We start from the raw sequence: 19,267 nt of genomic DNA on the forward strand, positions 1-19,267 counted from the left end.
CAAGGGAAGTTACGTCTGGCTGACCGACAATTTCGGCTTCTTCAAGACCAAGGACAAGGACAAACAGGCCGGCCAGCTCGCCATGGCGTCGGCGATACTGGACAAACATTTCCAGGAGGCCTTCAACATCAAGAAGGGCTCGATCCCTTCGCGGATCGACGTTTCCATGGACAAGTTCGATTTCTGCGGCAAGGCCGCCTTTGCGGATCGGGCCGAAGCCCAAAAGAGCCAGAAATCGCTGCCGTCGCTCGCACACAATGCCGCGGCCGGCGCAACGAAAACGGGCGTCTTCACCGACGTCGTCTCAACTTTCTTCGAGACGCCCAGCGTGACCTCGCAACAGGCCATCGACCAACTCGTAACCGGCCTTAAATCCGCGCAGTAGCGGACCAGATCGAGGTCAGGCGACGATCGCGGCCGCCTCAACCAAGCTGCGATCGTCGGCCTTCGCGAGACGAAAGGATTCCTGGTGTCAACGACTTTCCCGGTCCAGCAAACCGCGAAGCGCGGGCAATGGCGTGAGGGCTCCGGCGCCAAGCTCTGGCTTGCCCGCAACGCATCTCAACTGGCGTTGGCTCCATCGGTCGCTATCATCCTTCTGGCGGTCTACGGCTTCATGGTGTGGACGGGGGTGGTATCGTTCACAGCATCCAAGATGCTGCCATCCTATGAATTTGTCGGCTTCGACCAATACTGGCGCCTCTGGAGCAATCCGATATGGCGGATCGCGGTCGACAATATTTTCATTTTCGCGATCCTGTTTATCGCGATCGCGTCGATCATCGGAATGGCGCTGGCGATCCTGGTCGATCAGAAGATCCGCGCCGAGGGCCTCTTCCGAACGATATATCTCTACCCGATGGCGCTGTCGTTCATCGTGACAGGAACCGCCTGGAAGTGGATCCTCAATCCGGGCCTCGGCATTGAGCGAATGGTGCGGCTATGGGGCTGGGACAGCTTCCGGTTCGACTGGTTGGTGGACCCTCGGTTTGCAATCTACACGCTCGTCATTGCAGGGGTCTGGCAGTCATCCGGATTCGTTATGGCGCTGTTCCTGGCGGCGCTCCGAGGAATTGACGAGGATATCACCAAGGCCGCGAGGCTTGATGGGGCCGGCAGCTTTCAAATCTACCGGCGCATCATCATCCCGCAACTCGGGCCAGCCTTCTTGACTGTGTTCGTCATCCTGACGCAGCAGGCAGTGAAAAGCTTCGACTTGGTGGTGGCGCTGACCGCCGGCGGCCCTGGAAACAGCACACATCTTCCTGCGACGTTCATGTACATGCAGACATTTGGTCGAGACCAGATGGCAGTGGGCGCCGCCAGCGCAATGATGATTTTCATGACAGTTACCGCGGTCGTGGCACCATACCTTTATTCCGACGTGAGGAAACAACGCGATGACGCATGACAGCATCGTTCTCGAAAGGGGAGGGCGCTATCATCTCAGGCGCGTATTCATCTATTGCTGCCTGATGTTCATCGCGGCTGTCTATCTGCTGCCGCTCGTTGTCGTGGTATTTACGTCTCTCAAGAACATCGACGAGATACGCAACGGCTCCTTGCTTTCGCTGCCGAAGGCGCCGACCCTGGAGGCCTGGCAGGAAGCCTGGTCCGCCGCCTGCATTGGCCTTCAATGTTCAGGTTTGAAGGGCTTCTTTCTCAATTCAATGATCCTGATCGTCCCCGCTGTCGGGTTGTCAACCGCTATCGGAGCCATAAACGGTTTTGCGCTCACGCATTGGAGGTTTCGCGGGTCCAACGTTATATTCGCCTTGCTCCTTTTTGGCGTATTCATCCCATTTCAGATCATCCTCATTCCAATGGCTCGTTCGCTCGGCGCGGTTGGCCTGGCGAACACTATGCCCGGTCTCATATTGGTTCACGTGGTATATGGGATCCCTTTCACAACGCTTTTCTTCAGGAATTATTTCGTCTCTTTGCCTTCGGAATTGGTCAAGGCCGCAAAGGTAGATGGCGCGGGTTTTTATCAAACCTTCTTTAGGGTCATCCTGCCCATTTCAATCCCTTGTATCGTCGTTGCGGTAATCTGGCAGTTCACCAATATCTGGAATGACTTCCTTTTTGGCACGACATTTACATCCGGCGACAACGTTCCGGTCACCGTAGCTCTGAACAATATTGTCAACACGACCACCGGTGTGAAACGCTACAACGTCGACATGGCGGCAGTCGTGCTGACCGCGCTGCCGACGATTGCCATCTACGTTCTCGCTGGGAAGTACTTCCTTCGCGGCCTAATGGCCGGTTCCGTGAAGGGATAGGGAGACCCGGCAAGTTTTTGGGTTCCTGGCTCCTGGCGCGTCAGTAACGGCGCCCAGGCGGCTCAATAGATCTGCGCGCCAGACGGATGACCAACACATGGACGCTCCTACCACTTTGCAATTGCCATTTGGCTTCGCACTCGAGGCGCATTGGGAATATCACGCCTGGCTGATGTTCACGATCTGGATCGTTCTGGTGCCCGGCATTGTTCTCCTCACCCGGTACGGCAAACCGCCGCCCTCTCGCGAAGGCATACCGAAGGGAAGCCCTAGACTTGGTCGCAAGCTCTATTGGTTTACCGTTCATCGCCTGGGACTTTCCTTGCTTGCCTTCAGTAGCCTTTGCGGAGGGTCGATCGCCTTGCTGGTGAACGGAGGCTTGAGTGCCACGATCCACGCAGTATTTGGCATTGCAACCGTAGTCCTCGGCATTCTCCAGCTTGTGAGCGCGCGCCTTCGCGGGACCCATGGCGGCCCCGATGCATTCACCCAGAGCGCCACGAACGCCACCGTCGGTCGGGGCGACCATTATGACATGAGCCCGCAACGCCGATGGTTCGAGGCCTACCATAAGATTGTCGGGTACTTCACCGTGGCCCTGGCGCTGGGCGCGGTCGTGACCGGCCTGTCTCAGTACTGGATCTCGAGTCTAGCTATCGGCCTCGGCCTCGCCCTTACCATATGGGTGGTGACTATGATCGTCCTAGAGGCCAGGGGATTCCACCACGACACATATCTCTCGAATTTCGGCACCGGAGCTCGTCACCCGTTCAACAAGCTTCGGATCGATCAGATGAATGGTGACTAAGACCAGGGACCGCTGTGGGAGCATCGGCCGTTGGCTGTCGCCACAGTCAGAAAGGCGGCGGGCTGCGGAGGGAGGATCGCAGCCCGCCAAGCCGGCCTCGGGAGGAAGAGGCCGCCTTAGGTCTAGCGTCCTGCCTTCTTGCGCCAGACGTCATATTTTTCTTGGTTTTCCGGTTTGGTGCAGGGGTAGAGCCCGATGATCGACGCGCCACCACGGACCTCCTCCAGGACGAAATCCTCGAAGCTTTCCATCCCGGTGCATTCCTCTGCAATCTCGTCGGCGAGGTGAGCCGGGACCACCATCACGCCGTCCTTGTCCCCGACGAGGATATCGCCAGGGAAGATCGGCGCATCCCCGCACGAAATGGGCACGTTGATGTCCAGTGCTTCATGATGTGTCAGGTTGGTTGGCGCGGACGGCCTGGCGTAGTAGGCGGGCATGTCCAGCGCGCCTATGCCTTCAGCATCGCGGAAGCCGCCATCCGAGACCACGCCCGCCGCGCCGCGCAACGCCAGCCTCGTGATCAAAATAGAACCCGCGGTCGCAGCCCTGGCGTCCTTGCGCGCGTCCATCACGAGGACATGGCCGGGTGGGCAAGTCTCCATCGCCACGCGCTGCGGATGTTCCGGATTCCGAAAAACGGTGATCGGATTGCGATCTTCGCGCGCGGGAATGTAGCGCAGTGTGAATGCCGGGCCGACCATGTTGTCCTGTTTGGGCGCAACTGGAACGACGCCCTGAATGAACTGGTTGCGGAGCCCTCGCTTGTAGAGCGCCGTGGCGATCGACGCTGTGGATATCTTCTTCAGCTTCGCTCGCGTTTCGTCAGATAAGTTATGTTCGCTCATGCTTTCCTCGGGTTCACTGGGTTAGACCGTTTTGGCGATCGGCGGCGACGCTGCCGGCATCGCGCTCGGCGGCGGGGCCATAGCCGCCCCCACCGGGCGTTTCGACGACAAGCCTGTCGCCCGCGGGTACCAGCTGCTTGCCTTTGCCCTTGAGGGACCTGCCAGACTTCAGCGCGACTTTCCCTGGAGCACCGTCTTCGCCGCCGAAGCGGCCGCGTGCGGGGTTATCGATGCGGTCGAGGGCTGCGTAGATGTAGAACGGATGGTCTTCGCGATGACCGATCTCGATGCTTTGACCGAGACCGCCACGAAATTTGCCAGCTCCGCCCGAACCGGCACGCAATTCCTTGCGCCAGAAAATGAGTGGGGTCAGGGTCTCGAGGATCTCGACAGGAACACCAGAAACCCCCGACGGGAAGGCCGTCGCATTTAGCCCATCAAGCCGCGAGCGGGCTCCGGTGCCGCCGGTCTGAACCGACAGCGCCGAGAAGCGTCGCGTCCCTGCGATGCCTTGGGTGAGGCACGCGTCATGCGCGTCTTCAAGGATAAGATTCCACAGAGCTGACGCACCCTCGGCCAAAACGTGCGCGGGAACCAATTGCGCAAGACAGCCATAGACCACGTCGGGAAGCATCTGGCCGGTGACGTGTCGCGACGATACCGGCGCAGGGCGCTGGGCGTTGACGATCGTCGCTTCGGGAGCCGTGACGGTCACGACGGAAAGCGAGCCCGAATTGTTCGGCACCTCAGGGAAGAGCGCGCAGGCGACGGCATAGGTCGAATAGGCCTGGGCATAGCTGATCGGCACGTTAATGCCGCGCGCTGAAAGTCCCGATGTGCCAGTAAAATCCACTGTGATGTGGTCTTCGGCAATCCGGGTCGTTGCCTTCAAGGTGACCGGCCGGTCATAACCGTCGATCACCATCTCGGCCTCGGCAGTGCCTTTCGGAATTGCGGCGATCGCCTTCAGGGCTGCGTCGCGTGAGCGCCTGACAATCTGGTCGCAGAGCGCAGTCAAATCGGTAAGATGAAACTCCTCCAGCATGTCCGCCAGCCGGCTCACTCCGATCTGATTGCAGGCGGCGAGGGACATCAGATCGCCTTCGAGTTCAGCCGGGTAACGCGAATTCGAGCGCGCGAGGGTTATCAGGGTCTGATCGATCTCGCCCGCGGTGATCATCGCAAGCGGGGGGACGTAAAAACCCTCCTCGAAGACATCGCGGCCGTCCGGGCCGAAGCCGATGCCTCCGACGTCCATGAAATGACAAGTCGATGCAAAAAGCCCAACCAGATGGCCTCTATGGAAGGCGGGCGTCACCGCGACGAAGTCATGCAGATGGCCCGTCCCCATCCAAGGGTCGTTTGTGACATAGACGTCACCCTCGCGCATCGTGCCTGTGGGATAGCGGCTCAGGAAGTGCAGCACCGAGGCGGCCATCGTATTGACATGTCCGGGCGTGCCTGTAACCGCCTGCGCGATCATGCGGCCGTCGGGGTGGAAGTAGCCGGCAGAAAGATCGCCCGATTCGCGGACGATCGGGCTGAACGCCGTGCGTCGCAACGCCTGGGCCTGTTCCTCGACGACGGCAATAAGGCGGCTCCACATGATCTGGAACTCGATCTCGCCGATCTGCTGGATTTCAGGGCTGACGGTCATTTGTCGCTCCCTTGCGATCGGACTGTCGGGCCGCTTGTGCGGCAAGATTGGTCAGGACCAGATGGCCGAATGTATTGCATTCGACACAAAAGTCCCTCGGAACGACTGTGTTGGTCTCCCGTTCGGTAATGACGAGCGGGCCAGTAAGGACGATGCCCGGGCCAAGCTCGGAGCGCTCATAGACAGGAGCGTGGACGGTGCTGCCATCGATTTCCGTGAAGGGGGTCTCGCCCGACGGTTCGATCTTCCGACAGCAGCCACTTGAGAGGTCATCTGCGGCGAGCACAGGTTGTTCGGCAGATGCGGTTACCGCCCATGTGAGAACCTCAATCTCGTGATTGGGCAGGAAGCGACCGAAGACCTCTTTGTATCGCCGATCGAATGCCTCCTTGAAAGCCGCGCCGTCGATCCCACCATCTGCCGCGAATGGCAGATCGACCTCAAGCTCGTGGCCCTGCCCGACATAGCGCAGGAACGCTGAGACGTGCGCCTTGACGGGTTGGCCCCCCGCTGCCGGAGCAACCACGGCGCTTGCTTCCTGCTTCATCTGTGCGATGAGGTCGGCAGTGGCGGCATTGTTGACGCGGTCCAGCCGGCTATGGCGGCTCCGCACGACCTCGTAGGCCAAAGGCGCCTCCAGAAAGCCGATGGCAGATCCCACGCCGGCTCCCTTGGGCACGACCACATTGACCAAGGACAATTTTCTTGCCAGTTGCGCTGCGTGCATCGGTGCGGCGCCGCCAAAGGCGATCATTGCGCGGCGCCGCAGGTCCTTGCCGTGCTCGGCGGCATGGACCCGGCTGGCGTTTGACATGTTCTCCTCGACGATTGCGGTGACCGCGGCGGCGGCCTGGACAGGCGTCAACCGCAACTTATTCCCTACCTCGCTTGATAGCGCTTGCTCTGCCAGGTCGCGCCGCAAGACCATGCGGCCGTCCGCGAATTTTCGGGTGTCGATCCGTCCCAAGACGAAATCACCGTCGGTGACAGTCGGCCGACGGCCGCCGATTCCGTAACAAGCTGGCCCCGGCTCCGAAGAGGCACTCTCAGGACCAACCGTGAGGCGCCCCATGCTGTCGACCTGGGCGATCGAGCCGCCCCCCGCGCCGATCTCAACCATTTCGATCACGGGTATCCGGACCGGCAGGCCCGAACCCTTGAGGAACCGCTCGGTCCGATCCACCTCGAAGCTGCGCGATTTCAGTGGCTGGCCATGGTCGATCAGACAGATCTTGGCGGTCGTCCCCCCCATGTCGAATGAGACGATGGCGTCAAGGTCGCATTCCTTTGCGATCTTGGCTGCAAGGATTGCCCCACCGGCCGGGCCGGATTCGACCAAGCGGATCGGGTAATCGGCGGCCTGGTCGACGGTCGTGAGCCCGCCGCCCGAGGTCATAAGCAGGATCGGCGCGTTGAGCCCCTTTTGCGCCAACTCAGCTTTGAGCCGGCCAAGATAACCGGCCATGATTGGACGGATATAGGCATTGGCAACTGTGGTCGAGGTGCGCTCGTACTCACGAATTTCGGGGCACGTCTCGGACGAGATACAAAAATAGACGCCGGGCAGCATAGCCGACAGGATTTCCCGCACGCGCAGTTCATGCGAGGGATTCGCATAGGCATGGATTAACGAGACGGCGATCGATTGAACGCCTTGCTCCTTCAACGAACGCGCAAGTGCGGCGACATGGGTGTCATCGAGCTCGAGCAGGACGCTTCCATCGGAGGCGACCCGCTCTGGAATGGTGAAGCGCAAGCCGCGCCCGACCAACGGCTGTGGCTTCTTGATGAAGATGTCGTACTGGTCATGCCGGCTTTCCGAGCCAATTTCGATGGTGTCGCGGAAGCCTTGCGTGGTGATCAGTGCTGTCTTGGCACCACGGCGTTCGATGATTGCGTTCGTCGCCAATGTCGTGCCGTGGAGGAAGACGTCAAGGTCACCGAATCCAAGCCCCTGCGTTTCCAGCAGGCCCTGCACGCCGTCGATAACGGCGCGTTCGGGCGCTTGATGGGTCGTCAAGATTTTGGTCGAGGCGCGGACGCCGCCGATCTCGATGACGATATCGGTGAAAGTGCCGCCGATGTCGGCAGACGCTCTGTTGACGCGGGAAACCATCACCACTCCATTATCGGCAGGCAGTTTTCATATTTGTAATTTTTCCGATTAGTTGTCAATCAATCTTGCGTGCAGACTGACGCACAGCCTCTCTGGCCGTGACCTGTCGGGCCAGCGCATAGCGATTTTGCTGCCGCTGCAGCAATTGCGAGCCCGTGAAATGCGCGGTCAATCATTTACAGTTCAGCTGATTTTTAGAATATGTGACCAGCGAAGGCTGTTGACAAATATGTAATTTTGTTGCCCGCTTTGCGCAGAGTGTAGGCGCGCTTCGACACCTTCGGTCAGGGCGGGCGCGGACTGGAATGCAGGGATCTGGAATGACTTCTGGTTTTACTCCGCCGAAAGCGGTCAGACAATTTGGAAACTGGATTGACGGCGCGTGGTCGTTCAGCCAAGGCGGGCAGAGTGTGTCGGTCAACCCGGCCAATGGCACGCCGGTTTCGCTGTTGCATGAGGCGGGGGAGGGCTTGGTCGATCAGGCTTGCGTGCGTGCTCACGCTGCCTTCGAGGCCGGATGGCGCCTGTCGAGTGGGGAGCAACGCTCCAACGTGTTGCTGCGAACCGCCACTCTAATTCGCGAAAACGTCGATGAACTGGCCTGGTTCGAGATGGCCGAAAGCGGCAAGCCACACAAGCAGGCGAGGCTCGAGATCGAGCGGTCGGCCATGCTGTGGGAATTTGCCGCCACGCAGGCCCGCTCTCTTACAGGCGACAGTTTTGGCGGCCTGGGTAAGGACTATTTGGCCTTGACACTGCGCGCGCCAGTAGGCGTGGCCGGCATCGTGACGCCCTGGAATTTTCCGTTCTTGATCATCAGTCAGAAGCTGCCGTTCGCCCTTGCAGCCGGCTGTGCGGCTGTCGCGAAGCCATCGGAACTGACTTCCGCCACGACACTGCTCTTGGGTCCTATCCTCAAGCAGGCGGGCCTGCCCGATGGGGTGTGCAACATCGTGACCGGCAGCGGCAGGCTGACCGGGGAGGCTTTGCTTAAGCACCCGCTGGCTCGGATGATCTCCTTCACCGGATCGACGGCGGTGGGCAAACACGCCATGGAAATCGGCGCTCGGATGCTGAAGAAGGTTTCACTCGAGCTAGGCGGCAAGAACGCCCACATCGTCATGAACGATGCCGATCTGGGGGCCGCGCTCGACGCAACCTTGCATGGAGCCTTTCTCAACGCCGGCCAATCGTGCAATCAAGGCGGTCGTATCCTGCTTCAGAACGGCATCGCCAGGGATTTCACGCGCAAGTTCATCGAGGCTGCGCGGTCCATTCCCGTCGGCGACACGCTGCGAGACGACGTGCTCGTGGGTCCGATCATCAGCGAAGCGCAATATCGGAAGATTCTAGGCTACATCGAGATCGGCAAAGCCGAAGGCGCGACCCTTTCCCTTGGCGGCACGTATCGGGAGGAGGCAGGGGGGCGCTACATCGACCCGACCGTTTTCACCGAGGTCGTACCCGGCATGCGGATTGCCCAGGAGGAAATATTCGGTCCAGTCTGCACCATCCAGACTTTCGAGACGCTGGACGAGGCGTTCGCCATCGCCAATGGCACCGACTACGGTTTGTCGGCAGGCATATGGACGGGCGACACAGCCGCGGCGCTGAGGGCGATACGGGAGCTGGAGGCTGGAACCGTTTGGGTCAACACCTATCTCGACGGACCCGCTGAACTACCGTTTGGCGGCCTCGGCGCGAGCGGGATCGGGCGCGAGGTCGGCCGCGTCGGATGCGAAGAGTTCATGGACATCAAAACTGTCCAATTGCGCAGCGGCGGATATCAGCCACGCTGGATCGGCAAAGCCATCTGAGGGGAGGGTGAGGATGGACAAGGAATATGACTTTATCGTTGTTGGCGGCGGCTCGGCCGGCTGCGTCGTGGCTTCACGCCTGAGCGAGGACGCCGGCTCACGCGTGCTTCTTGTCGAGTTCGGCAAGAAGAACGACGGTCCTCTGGTTCGCTGGCCAGCTGGCTACGCCAAACTGCAAGGACCGACGTTTCGCTACGAGTGGGAAACGGTTCCGCAGACGGCTCTCAACAACAGGCGCATGCTTTTCCCGCAGGGCAAGGTTTTGGGGGGCGGCTCCTCGGTCAACTCGATGGTCTACATCCGAGGAAACCGTCGCGACTACGATCAGTGGCGCGACTTGGGCAACGAGGGGTGGGGCTATGATGATCTGTTGCCCTATTTCCGCAAATCCGAGGACAATGAGCGATATCTTGACGACTACCACGGTCAGGGTGGGCCGCTTGGCGTATCCGACCAGCGTTCGCCGATCGACCTGACGCGGGTCTATATCCGCGCTGCGCAACAGGCTGGCTACCCATACAACACCGATTTCAACGGCGCTCAACAACATGGGGTCGGTTATTATCAGGTCACTCAGCGCGCGGCACGCCGCTCCAGTGCTGCGCAGGCCTTTATCTACCCCAATGCGAATCGCAAGAACCTGACCGTGCAAACCGAGGCCCGAGTGCTTCGGGTGTTCGTGGAGAACGGCCGCGCGAGAGGCATCGAGGTCGCAATGAAGGGGCAGACAAGCCGGATCGAGGCCAGGTCCGAGGTCATCCTGTGCGCGGGCGCAATCAATTCTCCGAAAATCCTGCTTCTTTCAGGCGTCGGACCAGCCGCCGAACTCAAGCGCGCTGGCGTGAGGGCGGTTCATGATCTGCCAGGCGTCGGCAAGAATTTGCAGGATCATCTGGACGTCTATTGCTGTGCCAGCCTCAAGGAGCCGGTATCTTATAACGGCCACGACAAGGGCCCTATGGCGGCTTGGCACACCCTGCAATTCCTGGCCTTCGGTACTGGCCCGCTCACGTCAAATGTCTGCGAGGGCGGAGGCTTCGTATCGACTGAAGGGAACGCCGATTGGCCAGACATCCAGATGCACTTCCTGCCCGCCTACGTCATCGATCATGGCCGCGTGCAGGTCAAGGGCCACGGAATGACCCTCAACACCGCCTATCTTCGACCCGAAAGCCGCGGAGAGGTGATGCTGGCGTCCGCCGATCCGGCAGACGAACCGATCATTGATCCGAAATACATGACGCATCAGCGCGATTGGGCGCATACCGTCAACGGGTTCAAGATTGCTCGTGAAATCCTGTCACAGCCCGCTTTCGCCAAGATCTACAAGGCCGAACACTTGCCCGGCGCGCAACGAACGAGCGAGGAGGATTTGCGTGCCTATGTTCGAGAATGGAGCAAGACCGACTTTCATCCTGCAGGGACCTGCAAGATGGGTTCCGACGAAATGGCCGTTGTGGACACCGACCTCAAGGTTCGCGGCATCGAAGGACTACGGGTCATCGATGCCTCAATCATGCCGACGCTGGTCTCAGGCAACACCAATGCGCCATCAATCATGATTGGCGAGCGTGGCGCCGATGCAGTGAAAGGGCGCAAGTTGCCGCGGCAGCGCACGCTCGCTGGACAGATGCAGCAAAAATATCCGGGCCGCACGGCTACCTGACGGCGGCGACAAGCTCGATTTCGACGCTGGAGTTGCGCGGCAGTTCGGCAACGCCAACGGCAGAGCGCGCGTGATTGCCCCGTTCGCCAAGCACCTCACGCAACAAGAGGGTTGCAGCGTCGGCCACGCGGGGTTGGAGATTGAATCCCGGCGCCGACGCGACGAATACTGTGATCTTCAGGATCTGGACGACATTGTCCAGACCGCCGACGGCATGCGCGAGAGAGGCAAGCGCGTTGCGCATCGCAAGGTCAGCCGCGTCCTTTGCCTGTTCGAGCGTGACGTCCGATCCGACCTTGCCCGGGTGGAGATCCTCATTGCCGGTCTTGGGCACATTGCCGCTGACCCAGGCCTGGCGCTCGTGCACCAGAACCGAAGTGTAGCCATACGCGGGCGGTTGGTAGGCCGGAATCTCGTATCCGTTGTAGGTAAAGGCACCTGTCATTGTTGTCGTTCCTCCCAATGGGACGCCGCGGTGCGTCCGGCTTGCGAGCACCGCTGCATATGCAAACAGAGCGAGTTGCCGGACGTTTCCCCGAAATGTCGGACATGTGTCACAAAAATGGCTTGCTGTAAAACAAATTTGCTGCCAGATTACAAATATGTGCAAATCCCGGGCCCCGGCGGAGCGATGAAGCTCAAACTTGCAGACCAGGTCTATGGCGCTCTTCGGCAATTCGTCGAAGGCGGCGAGTGGCCAGAGGGCACGCGGATACCTCCGGAGACCGAGCTTGCGAAGAACCATGGCGTCTCGCGACCCGTCGTCCGGGAGGCTCTGATCAGGCTCAGAATGGAGGGCTTGATCGGATCCCGTAAAGGATCCGGGAACTTTGTGATCGGCAAAAATGGGCTGGACTCCGGTGGCTACAGGCCAATCGAGAACATAGCCGACCTCATCCAGGCGTTTGAATTTCGATTCTCCGTGGAGTGCGATGTGGCTGCTTTCGCGGCGCTGAGGCGGACCGACGAGGAGTTGGAGCAAATTCGCATTGCCTCCGCCGTCGTCAGGAACCAGTCAAACGAGGAGACTTTCGGGGATGCCGATTTCGGGTTCCATCTCACGCTGTCCCGAGCAAGTCGAAACGCAATGTATGAAACCACGCTCAGCATGCTGCGCACGCAGATCGTCTTCGGGATGCGGCTCGTAGGAGAATTCTCTCAACAACAAGCGGCAACCCGGTCCGAGGCGATCTTCGAAGAACATGAGACGATCGTCGAGGCCGTTGAGGCTCGACATGCCGACAAAGCCCAATTGGCAATGGGTCGGCATCTCATGAACTCACGACGCAGGATCCTCGGCTTCGAAATAGCAAGTGATTGGCAACCCACATTGGGCGCCGCACCGTCGATCCGAGGGGGGCAGAATTGAAGCGACTCCTCCGTCCGCCGTGCCTGCGTTCTTGCCGACCGCGATCGCCCGGGCGTGGCGCTCCCTCGATCGCAAATCTGTGCACCCAGCCCGCGTTTCCCAGTGCGATTTCGGTCGCCGCCCGATCCGGCGGCCCTGTGAGAGGTTAGCTTATGTCTTCGTTGTCCATCGATAGCGTCTACAAATATTACGGCCCCAACCTATGCGTCTTGAAAAACATCAACATTGACGTCGCATCCGGCGAATTTCTCGTTCTTCTCGGACCATCGGGTTGCGGCAAGTCGACCTTGCTCCACGCAATCGCCGGCCTTCATAGGATCAACGCCGGCGAAATCCGGCTTGGCGAGCGCATCCTCAACGAAGTCCCCTGTCAGCACCGCGATATCGCGATGGTGTTCCAGTCCTATGCGCTCTATCCCTCGATGACCGTCAGGCAGAACATCGCTTTTCCGCTGGAGATGCGAAAACTGCCGAAACCGGAACGTGACAAGGCGGTTTCCGACGTCGCCAACTTGCTCCAAATCAGCCATTTGCTGGATCGAAAGCCGGGACAGCTGTCTGGCGGGCAGCGGCAGCGGGTAGCAATTGGCCGCGCTTTGGTGCGAGAGCCAAGCCTTTTCCTTTTCGACGAGCCACTATCGAACCTGGATGCTCTCCTCCGTGTTGAAATGCGGACCGAGCTGAAGAAGCTGCACCATCGGATGGGTCGAACCACCGTCTACGTGACACATGACCAGATCGAGGCCATGACGCTGGCAAACCGGATTGCGATCCTGGACAAAGGTGTCGTTCAGCAACTTGGAACCCCGGGCGAAGTCTACAATCGACCTGCCAATCTCTTTGTCGCAACTTTCATCGGCAGCCCGCGCATCAACCTTTTGCAGGCGGTCAGCAAGGGGGGGAGGGTGGTGCTGGAGGGGTCTGGAACAATCCTTCCGGCCCCGCAGGAATTCGCCTCGGCTTTGCGCCAGGATGGCCGCAGGGTCACGGTCGGAATCCGCCCGGAGCACTATGGCCTGGCAGAGGGTAACGCCGCGAGCGAGAAGACCGTCGACATCGAGGCCGACGTCAATCTGATCGAGCCGACGGGATCAGACGATGTCATTTTGTTTCAGCATTCCGGCGTGGAACAGCTGGCCCTGCTGCGGGCAGGGCATGTGAGCCAGAGCGGCAGGGCGCGGCTGCGTGTGGATACGTCACGGATTAGCGTCTTCGACAGCGGTTCCGGCGAGCGCCTTCAATGAGCCTGGATGGAGATATCTGCATGGCAGCCTCCTCGCCTTTCACCATGGTGGCAAATCAAGCGCGGCACGCATGCTGCTGACCGATCCTTCTTTTCCCCTTCCGGCGCCGTCGAGCCCGCATTGACGATAGCAGCCCATACCGTTCGCATAGGCGACCGGCTGACATCCATCCTCGTTCATCAGGAACCCGTGCAATGACAAAGCAAATTCGATGGGGACTTGTCGGCGCAAGCCGCATAGCCGCCGAGTGGATCATCCCCGCGATCAGGGCGACGCCAGGAAACGAAGTGGTTGCCGTCCAGGGCGGCAACGCGGCGCGTGTGAGCGAATATGCGCGGGCCAATGACATCCCGCTTACCTGCGAGTCGCTTGAGGAACTGCTCTCGGCCGGTGTCGATGCGGTCTACATTTCCAACACCAACGAAAAGCATGCCCCGTGCGCCATAGCGGCGCTCAATGCTGGCAAGCATGTGTTGGGTGAGAAGCCGATGGCCATGACCGAACAAGATGCCCGGGAAATGGTTTCGGTGGCAAAAGACAAAGATCTTGTCTTGGCGGTCAACCATCATTTGCGTGGAATGAACAGCCACCGCAAGCTGCGTGAACTTGTCGAAAGTGGCCTGCTCGGCGACCTTGTTGCGGTTCGCGCCATGTTCGGCGTTCTGCTGCCCCAGGACAATCGCGGATGGCGCACCGATAGTGCTTCGGCCGGAGCAGGCGTGTTCTTTGACCTGACCGTTCATGACGCAGATACCCTGCACTTCATATTGGGTCAGAAATTTGTGCGCGTTGCTGCTTTTACTTCCAACAACGGCATCTCTGCCAAAGGGATTGAAGACGGCGTCGCCACGATAGCCCAAACGGCGTCTGGCCTCACAGTCCAGATCACGGAGAGCTTCGCGATCGAGCATGCGAGAACAACCCTTGAATTGCACGGCACCAAGGCTTCTGTTTTTGCCGATGACGTACTGTTGCAGCGGCCCGGCGGCAAGCTGGAGCTTAGCGTGCGAGGCAACCGTCAAGAAATTCCGATCGAGCATGAAAACGCCTACCCCCGTGCCATTTCGGCTTTTGCCGATGCCGTCAGGGGCGTCGGCCGCCCACTGGTCTCCGGCGAGGACGGTCTCGCATCGCTTCGATTTGCACTTGCCGCGCGAACCGCGGCCGCAACAGGTCGAGTGATCGAAATCTGACCGCTTCCCATGTGCGGGTCGCGCCACCGGATCGCGCCGGGAGCATCATCCAAAGGATCCAATCCGAATGACGATTGTTTCAAAGGCCGAATTGAGCTCTGCGCTCGCAGTGCTCCCGCGTGTGCGGCTGGCGCATCTTCCGACCCCCATCGATTACTGCCCCACGCTGACAAAACGGCTTGAACGGCCAAAGATCTGGATCAAGAGGGATGACTGCACCGGTGTCGCCTTTGGCGGCAACAAGGTTCGGCAACATGAATTCATCTTGGGTGACGCGGTTAGTCGCGGGGTCGACGTGGTGATCCAGGGCGCCGCATCTCAATCAAATCAATCGCGCCAACTCGCCGCAGCTGCGGCACGGCTTGGTCTCGACTGTATCCTGATGCCTCGCAAGGACGCACACTACGATCATGTTCAAGGCAATCAGCTTATATCGCGGCTTTTCGGTGCGAAGATCGTGCCCGTGGACGCTACGGCTTCGGTGAAGCAGGCCAAGGAGGATATGGCGGCCAGGCTGAAAGGCGAAGGCCGAAACCCAGCTATCCTCGGCATGGGATCGCAGTCGGCGCTAAGCCTGGCGGCGGTTGCCTATGTCAACGCGTATCTGGAGATATCTGCTCAGTTCGAAGCGCTGGAGGAAGCGCTGCCCACTCACATCTATGCGACCTCTCAGGGAAGCACGCAGGCCGGCTTGCAGGCGGCGGCAATGCTGCTTGGGCACCCCACTCAAATTCGCGGCATCAACCCGATGGACAGCCGCAACGAAGCCTATGAATTTCCTTCCGCGATTGCCGGTCAGTGCGAAGCGGCGGCGCGTATCCTCGGGTTCGATTTGTCGGTGCCAGAGGAGGAAATCAGCAACTCCACCGATTGGGTGGGCGCCGGCTACGGCCTCCCCTCGGCGGATGCTCAAGAGGCGTGTGCCCTGCTGGCCCGAACCGAGGGTATCCTTGTCGACCCGGTGTATTCGGGAAAAGGGCTCGCCGGCTTGCTTGGCGATATAAGGTCTGGCCTGCTGACGGCAAAGGACCGCGTGGTGTTCATCCATACAGGCGGTCTGCCGGCCATCTTTTCCTACGCCGACGCCATTCTGGCTTGCACCTAGAAATGTCCGTCACGAAGCTGACGAGCTGGTGTTGACCGGCCCAAGCCTTTGCCAATTCGGTGGGACATCAAATCCCAGGATACGGTGGCGCGACTGAAGCAGATGGCTCCTCATCGCGTCAAAAGCCGCTTGCGCGTCACCGGACTTGATTGCATCGACGATCAAGGCGTGCTCGCGATAAACGGTCTGAGCTCGAGTGCTGCTGCCGATCAGCGAGAATTCGCCCACCAGGCGCATACCCAAAAGTATCTGGGGATTGAGCATCGACAGCGTCGCTTCGAAGAGCTTGTTCCCAGTGCACTTGGCAATCGCGATGTGGAATGCCAGGTCAAGATCACCGAAATCACTCTCGCTCAGATCGCTTTTGAACTTCTCATGCGCCGAGATAATTTCAGCCAGATCCTGCGATTTGCCCCGCAACGCGGTGAATGCCGCAGCATCGCACTCAATGGTCAATCGGAACTCGAACGCGCTGATGAGGTCTGCGACATTCTCGATAGGGCTGTAACTTCGCCTTGGTGCCCCGTTGGCGGCAATGACCACGCTGCCGGAGCCGCGACGAGAGTCGATTATCCCCTCGCTGCGCAGTTGCACCAGGGCCTCGCGCACGACGGGGCGTGAAACACCAAAGCTTGCCGCCAGTTCGGTCTCGGTAGGCATGCGCGTGCCTTCGCGCCACTCACCCTCGTCGATCTGGCGACGCAAGCCGTCATAGACGCGCTTCGAGAGCTTGATGCGCTCATCATTTGGAGCACTCATTCGCAAAATCCGCGTGATTCCCCAGTTGTCTTACAAATCTAATCAAGCAAGCGCGGAAAATCCATAACTTGAGCACTGGCCCGAAAGCGGCCGAGCTGATGATCGGATTCTGACGGGGACTAGTGCTGCTTCCCCATGTCAAACATGGTCAGCAATTTGTCGGCTACCGCTCTTCCGAAGACAGCATGATGTTCGACATCCAGGTGGATACCGTCTACCGGGCTGACGCTAATGAACTGCGCGGCGTTCAGATACTCCGCGCCGAAATGGGCTGCGACGTCCTTGTATTTTTCAGCAAGCTGGCCCGATTTGATCCCTCCGCCAGAAAAGATCTCGCCGAGGAATCCGACTTCCTCGATCGGAGCGGGAGCGATGACCAAGATGCGGGGATCGGCTCCTGCGGGACCCGATTTGGCGGACAATATCAGCTCGATCAACGCGACCAATCCCCGAGCGATGTCTTCTGAAGTAAGGCTGAAGCGTGTTTTCAGATCGTTGGTGCCGAGCATCAACACAATTGCGTCCAGCGGGCGGTGGGTATCGATGCACGGCTTGAGGTAGGTAAGTCCGTTGCGTGAGGCGCCTTCAATAGGATCATCAAGAGTTGTAGTTCGACCGGGAAGGCCCTCCTCGATTATGCGGAAGCCCTTTCCCAAGGCTTCCGCCAGTACGCCTGTCCAGCGTGCCGTCTCATCAAATCGCTGACTATCGAACCAACTCCTGGCTGGAGCAGAGCCATGGGTGTTGCTGTCGCCGTAGCACAGAATGCGCCTCAATTTTGTCATCGATCTCGGACCGTTTGCTGCTGCGGCAGTTTTCAAATGAGGAGCAGGGGCGCATCACGCGATGCGACCAGCCGATGTCATGGCGTCGCCTTGACTTGGTTCCAAAGGTCAGTGCGCTTGGTGGGATCTTCGTCCGGCTGCATCCAGAAGATCTTGGTGCCCGCCGGTATGGTATCAGTGGATGTGACCGAATTCGCGTAGCCGGATTTTTCGGTCAGCTCTGCAGCGATCTTCTTGCTGATTACGAAGTTGATCCACTTCAAAGCCAGGTCATAGGAGTCGCCCTTGGCCCCGCTGGTGACCGCCCATGTATCTACCCAGGCGATAACGCCTTCCTTTGGATAGGCTTGCTTATAGTTCAGGCCGCCGGCCGCTAGGGCCTTGATCTGCTGATCGGCGTAAGCGCCGAAAATGATCGGTGCATCATTGTTCTGCGCCAACTGAACCGAATCCTGCACGAACGTGTAGAAGCTCGCGGAATTGTGCTTCAGGTCTACCAGCTTCGGCATGGCATCCTTGAACTGTTGATCAGTCAGATGAAAGGCGTCTGCACGCCGTTCAGGATTGCCGCTGTGGCGAAAGCACTTTCGCCGTCGTCATAGAGCAGCACCTTGCCTTTATACTGAGGATCCCACATCACCGACCACGAGGTGGGCGCCGGATTCACCTTTGCGGGGTCATAAATCAGCGTCATCGGGCTGAAGGCATATGGAATAAGATAGGTCTTGCCGTCGTGAACTGCGCCGGCGATTTTGGAAAGATCCTGGAACTGAGGCAACTGGCCGGCATGATTCGGGATCTTCGACAGATCGATCGGCTGGAGCAGTCCCGCTTCGTAGTATCTCTGCATGCCAGCTGCAGCTGTCGCAAAGATGTCAAAATCCTTGCCTTGGCTACCCTGGATCTTGGCCCACATCTCGTCATTCGACCCTGCAAAAACCACTTCAACGGTCGCGCTGTTGTCTTTCTCGAACTGCGCGACCCAATCCTTGTCGGCGTAACCGTCCCACGTCAGGATGCGCAGCTTGCCCCCGGCGTTTGCCGGTCCGGCAATGGCAAGTGCAAGCACGGACGATACCGCCAGCAGCTTCCCGATTTCGCCGAACAACTTTTTGTACATTCTCATCTCCTCTGGAAGGTGTTCCCACATCGTTGATCACTTCAGATCAGCCGCATATCGGTTCGAGCGCAGTCTGGTTATTCTCGGTAAAGACGTTCGTATCAAAGGTGCTCCCGATCAGCGGTTTGCTTTGCTCCGGCAGTCTAGCTCCCACGGGTTCCGAACGGATCGCAGGAAGATCAATATCTAGTGCATGCAGCGTGCAGTCTGCAATTTATAGAGTCAAGGGGGTGGCAGCGGTTTTTGAGCAAGGCCTTCATTAGCTGGTTTTGCAATTTTTCGTGAACGGCCGCCGCCTACTGCGATCAAATCGGGCTTCTTCGGAAAGCGCCGAAAAAGCCGTGTCCAGGCTGAAACCCGACGTTGCTGAAGCCTGGATTAGCAAGCCGGTTTCGAGGCCCTAGCGGGGTGGAGGCGATGGAAATTTAACGATACGATCCGGAGTGCCTAAGCGAATTTGCGGTATTGCGTTCTGCATGCAATTCAGTATAGGTG

General features: G+C 59.2%; 17 protein-coding genes and 1 pseudogene. 10 read left to right on the plus strand and 8 right to left on the minus strand.

Annotation, left to right across the window (positions count from 1 at the left end; all coding sequences use genetic code 11):
- From EOA32_RS38545 to EOA32_RS11380, 4 genes and pseudogenes are all read left to right on the plus strand, one after another.
- Positions 1-385 (plus strand): annotated as a pseudogene (locus tag EOA32_RS38545) (sugar ABC transporter substrate-binding protein); the annotation flags it as partial.
- A 180-nt stretch (positions 386-565) separates the two neighbouring features.
- The gene (locus tag EOA32_RS11370; RefSeq protein WP_245499246.1) at positions 566-1,411 is read left to right on the plus strand and encodes a sugar ABC transporter permease; all 846 of its coding nucleotides are present in this window, start codon (positions 566-568) and stop codon (positions 1,409-1,411) included.
- Positions 1,401-2,285, plus strand: a complete 885-nt coding sequence (locus EOA32_RS11375) for a carbohydrate ABC transporter permease (protein WP_128371786.1) — start codon at positions 1,401-1,403, stop codon at positions 2,283-2,285. Before EOA32_RS11370 ends, EOA32_RS11375 begins: the two co-directional genes overlap by 11 nt.
- A 97-nt stretch (positions 2,286-2,382) precedes the next feature.
- Complete coding sequence (locus tag EOA32_RS11380; protein ID WP_128371787.1) at positions 2,383-3,093, plus strand: cytochrome b561 domain-containing protein; 711 nt, start codon at positions 2,383-2,385, stop codon at positions 3,091-3,093.
- Positions 3,094-3,215: 122 nt separating this feature from the next.
- On the opposite strand, the gene EOA32_RS11385 is transcribed toward EOA32_RS11380, so the two are convergent.
- Genes EOA32_RS11385 through EOA32_RS11395 form a run of 3 tightly spaced genes read right to left on the minus strand, consistent with a single transcriptional unit; the run spans position 3,216 to position 7,714 of the window.
- On the minus strand, positions 3,216-3,941 hold the full coding sequence (locus EOA32_RS11385) for a ribonuclease activity regulator RraA (RefSeq protein ID WP_128314664.1): 726 nt from the start codon (positions 3,939-3,941) through the stop codon (positions 3,216-3,218).
- 13 nt (positions 3,942-3,954) lie between these two features.
- Entirely contained in the window at positions 3,955-5,598 is a 1,644-nt protein-coding gene (locus EOA32_RS11390) for a hydantoinase B/oxoprolinase family protein (protein WP_128371806.1), read from the minus strand.
- Positions 5,582-7,714: a hydantoinase/oxoprolinase family protein gene (locus EOA32_RS11395; protein WP_128371788.1), complete on the minus strand. Its 2,133-nt coding sequence runs from the start codon at positions 7,712-7,714 to the stop codon at positions 5,582-5,584. The genes EOA32_RS11390 and EOA32_RS11395 overlap by 17 nt, the downstream gene beginning before the upstream one ends.
- A gap of 320 nt (positions 7,715-8,034) precedes the next feature.
- Here EOA32_RS11395 and EOA32_RS11400 point away from each other — a divergent pair, with 320 nt between their 5' ends.
- Positions 8,035-9,531, plus strand: coding sequence for an aldehyde dehydrogenase family protein (locus tag EOA32_RS11400; protein WP_128371789.1), 1,497 nt, complete (start codon positions 8,035-8,037; stop codon positions 9,529-9,531).
- 13 nt (positions 9,532-9,544) lie between these two features.
- On the plus strand, positions 9,545-11,197 hold the full coding sequence (locus tag EOA32_RS11405; protein ID WP_128371790.1) for a choline dehydrogenase: 1,653 nt from the start codon (positions 9,545-9,547) through the stop codon (positions 11,195-11,197).
- Here the strand turns inward: EOA32_RS11405 and EOA32_RS11410 are convergent.
- Positions 11,190-11,642 carry a RidA family protein gene (locus tag EOA32_RS11410; protein ID WP_128371791.1) on the minus strand — a complete coding sequence of 151 codons (453 nt, stop codon included), beginning with the start codon at positions 11,640-11,642 and terminating at the stop codon, positions 11,190-11,192. The two genes, EOA32_RS11405 and EOA32_RS11410, sit on opposite strands and share 8 nt — an antisense overlap.
- Before the next feature lie 186 nt (positions 11,643-11,828).
- Here EOA32_RS11410 and EOA32_RS11415 point away from each other — a divergent pair, with 186 nt between their 5' ends.
- The 4 genes from EOA32_RS11415 (at position 11,829) to EOA32_RS11430 (ending at position 16,108) form a co-directional block, all read left to right on the plus strand.
- Entirely contained in the window at positions 11,829-12,566 is a 738-nt protein-coding gene (locus EOA32_RS11415; protein ID WP_189407071.1) for a FadR/GntR family transcriptional regulator, read from the plus strand.
- A 152-nt stretch (positions 12,567-12,718) separates the two neighbouring features.
- Entirely contained in the window at positions 12,719-13,810 is a 1,092-nt protein-coding gene (locus tag EOA32_RS11420) for an ABC transporter ATP-binding protein (protein WP_128371793.1), read from the plus strand.
- A 194-nt stretch (positions 13,811-14,004) separates the two neighbouring features.
- Positions 14,005-15,003 (plus strand): Gfo/Idh/MocA family oxidoreductase, encoded by a 999-nt coding sequence (locus tag EOA32_RS11425; RefSeq protein ID WP_128371794.1) that lies wholly within the window; start codon positions 14,005-14,007, stop codon positions 15,001-15,003.
- A gap of 91 nt (positions 15,004-15,094) precedes the next feature.
- Positions 15,095-16,108, plus strand: coding sequence for a pyridoxal-phosphate dependent enzyme (locus EOA32_RS11430; RefSeq protein WP_189407075.1), 1,014 nt, complete (start codon positions 15,095-15,097; stop codon positions 16,106-16,108).
- A gap of 9 nt (positions 16,109-16,117) precedes the next feature.
- Here the strand turns inward: EOA32_RS11430 and EOA32_RS11435 are convergent, their stop codons facing one another.
- The 4 genes from EOA32_RS11435 to EOA32_RS40555 form a co-directional block, all read right to left on the minus strand.
- On the minus strand, positions 16,118-16,867 hold the full coding sequence (locus EOA32_RS11435) for a FadR/GntR family transcriptional regulator (protein WP_128371796.1): 750 nt from the start codon (positions 16,865-16,867) through the stop codon (positions 16,118-16,120).
- 119 nt (positions 16,868-16,986) lie between these two features.
- Positions 16,987-17,643 (minus strand): SGNH/GDSL hydrolase family protein, encoded by a 657-nt coding sequence (locus tag EOA32_RS11440; protein WP_210214825.1) that lies wholly within the window; start codon positions 17,641-17,643, stop codon positions 16,987-16,989.
- An 86-nt stretch (positions 17,644-17,729) separates the two neighbouring features.
- Positions 17,730-18,188, minus strand: coding sequence for an extracellular solute-binding protein (locus EOA32_RS40550; protein WP_281013789.1), 459 nt, complete (start codon positions 18,186-18,188; stop codon positions 17,730-17,732).
- Complete coding sequence (locus EOA32_RS40555) at positions 18,185-18,760, minus strand: extracellular solute-binding protein (protein WP_189407077.1); 576 nt, start codon at positions 18,758-18,760, stop codon at positions 18,185-18,187. The genes EOA32_RS40550 and EOA32_RS40555 overlap by 4 nt, the downstream gene beginning before the upstream one ends.
- Between the last annotated feature and the right edge of the window lie 507 nt (positions 18,761-19,267).

The sequence above is a fragment of the Mesorhizobium sp. M1A.F.Ca.ET.072.01.1.1 genome, from assembly GCF_004023325.1.
GTDB lineage: Bacteria > Pseudomonadota > Alphaproteobacteria > Rhizobiales > Rhizobiaceae > Mesorhizobium.